The 7,177-nt window shown below is 51.1% G+C and carries 6 protein-coding genes; 3 read left to right on the top strand and 3 right to left on the bottom strand.

The genetic code is table 11. From position 1 onward, the window contains the following. The 3 genes from pheA to gyrA form a co-directional block, all read right to left on the bottom strand. Positions 1–856, bottom strand: an 856-nt coding sequence (gene pheA, locus ACP5D0_RS09420; protein WP_472365503.1) for a chorismate mutase, incomplete at its 3' end; no start/stop codon positions are given. A 34-nt stretch (positions 857–890) separates the two neighbouring features. Continuing rightward, positions 891–1,955 carry a 3-phosphoserine/phosphohydroxythreonine transaminase gene (gene serC, locus ACP5D0_RS09415; RefSeq protein ID WP_472365501.1) on the bottom strand — a complete coding sequence of 355 codons (1,065 nt, stop codon included), beginning with the start codon at positions 1,953–1,955 and terminating at the stop codon, positions 891–893. Between the two features lie 61 nt (positions 1,956–2,016). Then, on the bottom strand, positions 2,017–4,632 hold the full coding sequence (gene gyrA, locus ACP5D0_RS09410) for a DNA gyrase subunit A (RefSeq protein ID WP_472365500.1): 2,616 nt from the start codon (positions 4,630–4,632) through the stop codon (positions 2,017–2,019). 421 nt (positions 4,633–5,053) lie between these two features. Between gyrA and ubiG the strand changes: the two genes are divergently transcribed. The 3 genes from ubiG to ACP5D0_RS09395 are packed head-to-tail and all read left to right on the top strand — an operon-like array spanning position 5,054 to position 7,153. After that, complete coding sequence (gene ubiG, locus ACP5D0_RS09405; protein WP_472365504.1) at positions 5,054–5,761, top strand: bifunctional 2-polyprenyl-6-hydroxyphenol methylase/3-demethylubiquinol 3-O-methyltransferase UbiG; 708 nt, start codon at positions 5,054–5,056, stop codon at positions 5,759–5,761. Between the two features lie 37 nt (positions 5,762–5,798). Beyond that, positions 5,799–6,458, top strand: a complete 660-nt coding sequence (locus ACP5D0_RS09400) for an HAD family hydrolase (RefSeq protein ID WP_472365499.1) — start codon at positions 5,799–5,801, stop codon at positions 6,456–6,458. Then, positions 6,455–7,153 (top strand): SDR family NAD(P)-dependent oxidoreductase, encoded by a 699-nt coding sequence (locus ACP5D0_RS09395; protein WP_472365497.1) that lies wholly within the window; start codon positions 6,455–6,457, stop codon positions 7,151–7,153. Before ACP5D0_RS09400 ends, ACP5D0_RS09395 begins: the two co-directional genes overlap by 4 nt. Positions 7,154–7,177 lie beyond the last annotated feature (24 nt).

Below are 7,177 nucleotides of genomic sequence, written 5' to 3'. Positions count from 1 at the left end.
CCATAGCGGTTTTATCTTCACCACTGGGCTCGGTCGTTTCGGAGCCGATGACCCAGAACTTGGTCGTATTATCCTTGCGGTCTTCGATATGCGTTTCCAGTACGTTTAAAGAATACAGCTGCGCCGCCGCTTCCGACGCAATCGCGCCTAAACTCGCATCCTGCTGCGCCATCTGTGCCGCCAAGGCATTGGATTCCACCGGCTCCAGCACGATGCGCGGTGCGTTGTTTTTCAACCACTCTTCACATTGGCCAAGCGCTTGAGGATGGGCAACAATCTTTTCAATGCCGTCCAACGAATTCTGTTGTGACAACAGGCCGTGATGGATTTCCAGCCCCACTTCTCCCGAAACTTTCAAAGGCGTGGTCACCAGCTCATTTTGAGTTTGTTTCACCACCCCTTCGGTGGAATTTTCCACCGGAACCAAGCCATAATTCGCCTCGCCTTTTTCAACGGCTTCAAACACTTCTTCAATCGACGAAACCGCCAGCGGGTGTACCGAAGAACCGAACTGCTTGATGACACCGGCGTGCGTAAAGCTCCCTTCCGGCCCCAAGTAGGCCACTTTGATCGGTTGCTCCAATGCCAGACAGACCGACATGATTTCTCGAAACAAACGCGCCATTTCATTATCGGAAATCAAGCTTTTATTGCGTTCTTTAACGGCTCTTAAGACCTGTGCTTCCCGTTCGGGACGGTAAAAAACCGCCTCGACCTGGCCGCCTTTGGTTTTAATATCCGCCACTTTTTGTGCGCAATCGGCACGAAGGGCAATCAACGTCTGAATCTCAGCGTCGATTTGATCGATCTCTACTCGGATCTTATTCAATTGTTGTTTTTCGGTTTCGTCAATCATACAGTCTTGTCGTTTTACTCAGGGCTGGCCATCATCAGGCGTATTTCGCTTCGAAGTTTTTCATAAATTGAACCAATGCATCCACACCTTCTTCCGGCATGGCGTTATAGATGCTGGCGCGCATGCCGCCATAGGCTTTATGACCTTTCAAACTCAACAGACCGGCCGCTTTCGATTCTTCCAGGAACGCCGCGTCCAAATCGGTATTTTTCAACTTAAAGGTCACATTCATCCAAGAGCGTACCGATGGATCCACTTCGTTGTAGAAGAAGTCTGACGCATCGATCAGGTCGTACAGTTTTTTCGATTTACGCTGATTGATTTCGCCCATGGCGTCAACCCCGCCCTGCTCTTTAATCCAATCGAACACCAACCCGGCTAAATACCAAGAGAAGGTCGCGGGCGTATTGAACATCGAACCGTTATCATTGTAGGTTTTCCAGTTCATTAGGTTTGGCGTATCGGATCGTGCGTGACCGATCAAGTCCTCGCGTACCACAACAATCGCCAGGCCTGCCGGACCTATGTTTTTTTGCGCACCGGCATAGATGACACCGTAATCGGAAACATTGATTGGGCGGGAAAGTACGGTGGATGAGAAGTCGGAAATAATGGGTTTGTCGCTAAGGGGCGCAGACTGATATTCTACACCGGTGATGGTTTCGTTTTGGCAGATGTGCAAATACTTGGCTTCAGGTGACAAACGCCATGTTTCCGGTGATGGAATGGTGTTTTCGGCCTTCGCCACTTCGTTTACCTTGACATAACGGGCGGCTTCTTTAATCGCTTTTTGTGACCAGACACCGGTATTGACGTAATCCACCACATCATCGGCTTCCGTCAAATTCATCGGCACACCGGCAAACTGCAAAGAAGCGCCGCCGTGCAAAAACAGCACCTTATAATTGTTTGGAATCCCCATGATCTCACGCAAAGTGGCTTCCATGTGGTGGGCGACTTCCATGAATTCCTTGCTGCGGTGACTCATTTCCATCACCGACATGCCGGTATGATTCCAATTTAAAAATTCCGCCTGCGCCTTGCGCATAACAGCTTCCGGCAACATGGCAGGGCCGGCACTAAAATTAAATGCTCTCATTGTGTCTCTTTATTTCTTGAACTAGGAATTCGGGCCTGAGAAACAGGCCCTTATTTGAACGTTATTCCGTTGCGGAGTCCTCTTCCGATTCCGGCGCTGTATTCTCGATGGAACCGCCATCCGCTTCGTCAATGGCTTCCAGCAACGCTTCATCCTGAACGTCAACCACCGCCAAACCGACCACGACTTCGCCTTTGCCGACGTTAATCAGCTTCACGCCTTGAGTATTACGCCCCACAACGGAGATTTCGGAAACGCGCGTACGCACCAAAGTCCCTTTATTGGTAATCAACACCACTTCCTGTTCCGGCGTGACCGCGACGGATGAAACCACGTTACCGTTTCGATCCGACGTTTTAATGGAAATGACCCCTTGTCCGCCACGGTTAATGGTGGAGTAATCGTCCACCGGTGTGCATTTACCGTAACCGTGCTCGGTTGCCGTCAAAATCAGGGTGTCTTTACGGGCCACCTGCATACTGATAATCGACATCTCGTCTTTCAGTTTCATACCGCGTACACCGCGTGCCTGACGCCCCATGACACGAACATCATTTTCGTCGAAACGAATGGCTTTGCCGATATTGCTGAACAGCATAATGTCCTGCTCGCCGTCGGTAATCGCCGTGCCGACCAGTTCGTCGTCATCCAATAAATCGACGGCAATGATACCGTTCGCTCTTGGGCGTGAAAAATCGGCCAAGGCGACACGTTTGACGGTCGATTTCTTGGTCGCCATAAAGACATAATAGCCTTCGGAGAATTCCGTGACTGGCAGAATGGACGAAATGTACTCATCGTTTTCCAGTGGCAACACATTCACAATCGGCTTGCCTTTCGAGCCACGACTGGCCAGCGGTAGCTGCCAGGTTTTTTGCCAGTAGAGTTTGCCGCGATTGGAAAAGCACAGTAACATATCGTGGGTGCTGGCCACCAGAATCTGACCGACTTGATCGTCTTCCTTCATTTGCGTAGCCGATTTGCCGCGCCCACCCCGACGCTGCGCCTGATAGTCCGACAGAGGCTGTGTTTTGATGTAACCGTCCTGTGACAGTGTTACGATGCGATCTTCGACCGCAATCAAATCTTCAGCATCAATGTCTTGATAGGAATGGTCAATCTCGGTGCGGCGTTCATCACCGAAGTTTTCAACCACTTCCAGCAGTTCATCCCGTACCACTTGCGTTAAACGGTCTGGGTTGCGCAAAATTTCAAGAAATTCGGCAATTTTGGACACCAATTCACGGTACTCATTCAGGATTTTATCCTGCTCCAACCCGGTTAAACGGTGAAGGCGCATTTCCAGAATGGCTTGCGCCTGATTGGGCGACAACTTGTAGACGGAGCCGTCCACACCAAAGCCTGCGGGCAGGTCTTCCGGGCGAACATCGTCCATTTCGACCCGTTCCAATAATTGCGTGACCTGGCCAACCGGCCAGTCGCGTTCCAGCATGCGTTCCTTGGCGACAGCCGGGCTGGGCGAGGCCTTAATCAATTCGATCATTTCATCGATATTGTTCAGTGCCACCGCCAGGCCTTCCAGAATGTGCGCTTTTTCGCGCGCCTTACGAAGGTCGAAGATCGTTCGGCGCGTCACTACTTCACGGCGGTGGCGAATAAAGGCCTCAAGAACCTCTTTTAGATTCAGCAGCTTCGGTTGGCCATCGATCAAAGCCACCATGTTAATGCCGAAAACGGTTTGCATGGCCGTTTGCTTGTATAGATTGTTGATGAGAATCTCGGGCACTTCCCCTCGGCGTACTTCGATGACAATGCGCATACCGTCCTTGTCGGATTCGTCGCGCAAAGCGGTAATGCCTTCAATTTTCTTTTCTTTCACAAGCTCGGCAATGCGTTCAATTAACTTGGCCTTGTTCACTTGGTAAGGAATTTCATTGACGATAATGGATACCTTGCCGCTTTTGTCCGTCTCGATGGCGGTTTTGGCACGCATTTGTACGCGTCCGCGACCGGTTTCATAGGCTTCTCGTATGCCTTTGGTGCCGTTAATAATGCCGTATGTTGGAAAATCCGGCCCCGGCAAATGCTCCATCAACGCCGGAACATCCAAGGAAGAGTCATCAATTAACGCCACACAGGCGCGGACAGTTTCATTGATGTTATGAGGCGGAATGTTGGTGGCCATGCCGACGGCAATGCCGGAGGAGCCGTTGACCAACAGATTAGGAACGCGCGTCGGCAGAACGTCCGGTTCGCTTTCGGAGCCGTCGTAGTTGGGGGTAAAGTTAACGGTTTCTTTGTCTAAATCCGCAAGCAATTCGTGTGCAATCTTCGCCATGCGCACTTCGGTGTAACGCATGGCGGCGGGTGCGTCACCATCAATGGAACCAAAGTTCCCCTGCCCGTCCACCAGCATATAGCGCAAGGAAAACGGTTGCGCCATTCGCACAATGGTGTCGTAAACGGCGGTATCCCCGTGCGGATGATATTTACCGATGACATCCCCCACAATACGAGCGGATTTCTTATAGGGTTTGTTCCAGGCGTTCCCCAGCTCATTCATGGCGTAAAGCACGCGACGATGAACTGGCTTGAGGCCGTCCCGGACATCCGGCAGGGCGCGACCCACAATGACACTCATGGCATAACTGAGATACGATTGTTTCATCTCATCTTCTAATGAGATCGGAAGAATTTCTCTTGCAAAATCGGACATAGAATCACAGTTTCTTTATAGTTAGATGTCTTTACCCCAAACCGAAGATTCTTAATTTCATGAACTTGATTCATTGTTTAAGGCTGCGGCCTGCGTGCCGAGTCGGGTACGCGTCTGGCATCTTGGGTGCAGACCTGTTGAAATCGTCAGGCTTGGTTGCAAAGCGTTCTTATTAAAAATAGACTGAGCATTATAACTGAAAAAACGGCGTTTTCCTTCAGGAATTACGCGGAATGGATGGATAATCACGGTAAAGGCGTCTCTAAACCGATTCGTTACACCTGAAACGCGGTAGTTGCTATAATTTCAAGCCGATTTCACCCCGCTTATTGCTAGGAAGAATGTTATGTCAGGTGTCTCTACCCGAGCTTCTATGGAAACCGTTAATCCCGATACCTCCGATCATTCTGATCATTCAGGTATGGGAAGAACCGACAATGCCGATTCGGACGAATTAAATAACTTTAACCAGCTGGCACACACCTGGTGGGATGCGTCCGGTGAGTTCGCCGCTTTGCACAAGATTAACCCCTTTCGACGGGCGTTTATCGAACAACACCTCAGCCTGCCAGATAAAAAGGTGCTGGACATTGGCTGCGGTGGTGGCATTTTGTCTGAATCTCTGGCACAGGCGGGTGCTCAGGTAACTGGCTTGGATTTGGCCGAAGAGGTGTTGAGCATTGCCCGATTGCACAGCCTGGAAACGGGGGTTGCGGTCACCTATCAGCTGGCCTCGGCCGAGGCACACGCCGAGCAGCATCCAGCGCATTACGATTTGGTGACCTGTATGGAAATGCTGGAGCATGTGCCAGACCCGGCCGCCATTGTGCAGGCGGCCGCCCAGAGCGTGAAGCCGGGTGGCTGGGTGTTTTTTTCAACCCTGAACCGAAATCAAAAGTCTTATTGGCTGGGGATCGTAGCGGCCGAACACTGGTTGAACCTAGTGCCGAAAGGCACGCACACTCATGCCAAATTCATCAAGCCTTCCGAGCTAGGAAGCATGGCGCGACAGGCGGGTTTACTGCTACGAGGCGGCGCCGGTATCGAGTTCAATCCCTTATTGAAGCGGTACGGCCTGACGGAAAAATTCGATATTAACTATATTATGGCTTTTCAAAAGCCCTTATGAGTCGGGTTAATTGCAACCATTTTGGGAGAAAATCGACATGAATTTGAAGTGTGTGCTGTTTGATTTAGACGGTACCTTATTGGATACCTCTTATGATTTTGCCTATGCGCTGAATCAAACCTGTCGCCACTTCGGGCAAGCGCCCTTGCGATATCAGGACATTCGCAAGACCGTTTCCCAAGGGGGGATGGCCCTGACCGAACTGGCTTTTCCTGGGCTGGAGGGGGAGGCACTGGAAGCGAAGCGCCGCTATTTTTTGGATGTGTATTTTGACCACATTGACGTGCATACCCGTCTTTTCCCAGGCCTGGCAGAAGGCTTGAACTGCTTGGCCGAACGTCAGCGACCTTGGGGAATTGTCACCAATAAACCCACTTGGCTCACGGAAAAATTGCTGGAGAACTTACACTTTCCCTCCGTGCCCGCCAGTGTGGTTTGCGGGGACACTTTAACCGTGCGCAAACCCCATGCGGAACCGCTTTTGCTGGCGGCGCAACAGTGCGGTGTGAATGCCGCAGACTGCATTTACCTAGGCGACCACCCAAGGGATATTGAGGCCGGGTTGAATGCGGGTATGGTAACCGGTGCCGCCATGTTCGGCTACCTGCCGGAAGCCGTTTCTGAGACCGCTTGGCCAGCGGACTACATTTTTGAAACGCCCATTGAAATCACCCACTTTATCCAAGAGAAACTATGAGTATTTACTTGATAACCGGCGCCGCAGAAGGCTTAGGGCGCAGCCTCGCACTTGCCTTAGCCCAAGATGACAACCAACTGATATTGTTGGATAAAAATCTGGGAGCACTGAACCACTTGTATGATGCCATTGTCGCTTCCGAAACCAGTCGGGCGGAACCGGCCTTATTCCCGATGGATCTACTCGGTGCCAATATAGACCATTACGGCCAGTTGCAAACGGCATTGGAAAGCGAATACGGGCATTTGGATGGGGTCTTTTTAAATGCGGCGATTTTGCCAGCCTTTACCCCCATTGAATATTTCGAGTTTACCCAATGGTATGAAGTGTTGCACACGAACCTGAATGCCAATTTTCATCTGATTCAGCAGACATTGCCGCTATTGCGTGCGGCCTCAGCCGGGCAGTTGGTCGCCATGCTGGATCGCAACTTGGAGGCCAATCCAGCCTACTACGGAGCCTACGGGGTGGCGAAAGCCGGACTGGAGCAATTAATGAAAACCCTGGCCACCGAAAATCAAAAAGACAAGATTCGTTTTTACAGCGTCAAGCTCGGCGCTTTTCAATCCAATACGCGCAGCCGTCAATTCCCGAGCGAGAATCCAGATACGATTCCGACCAGCCAAGCAATCGCCATCGAACTACTGAAAGCCTTGCAAAATGATTGCAACACGGACGGTCTGCAAAAACTCTAACTCAAAAACCGCCCAGGCCTGGGC

Origin of the sequence: Hydrogenovibrio sp. (assembly GCF_049975065.1) — a bacterium.
Classification (GTDB): domain Bacteria; phylum Pseudomonadota; class Gammaproteobacteria; order Thiomicrospirales; family Thiomicrospiraceae; genus Hydrogenovibrio.
This window is presented reverse-complemented; position numbering and strand designations above follow the sequence as displayed.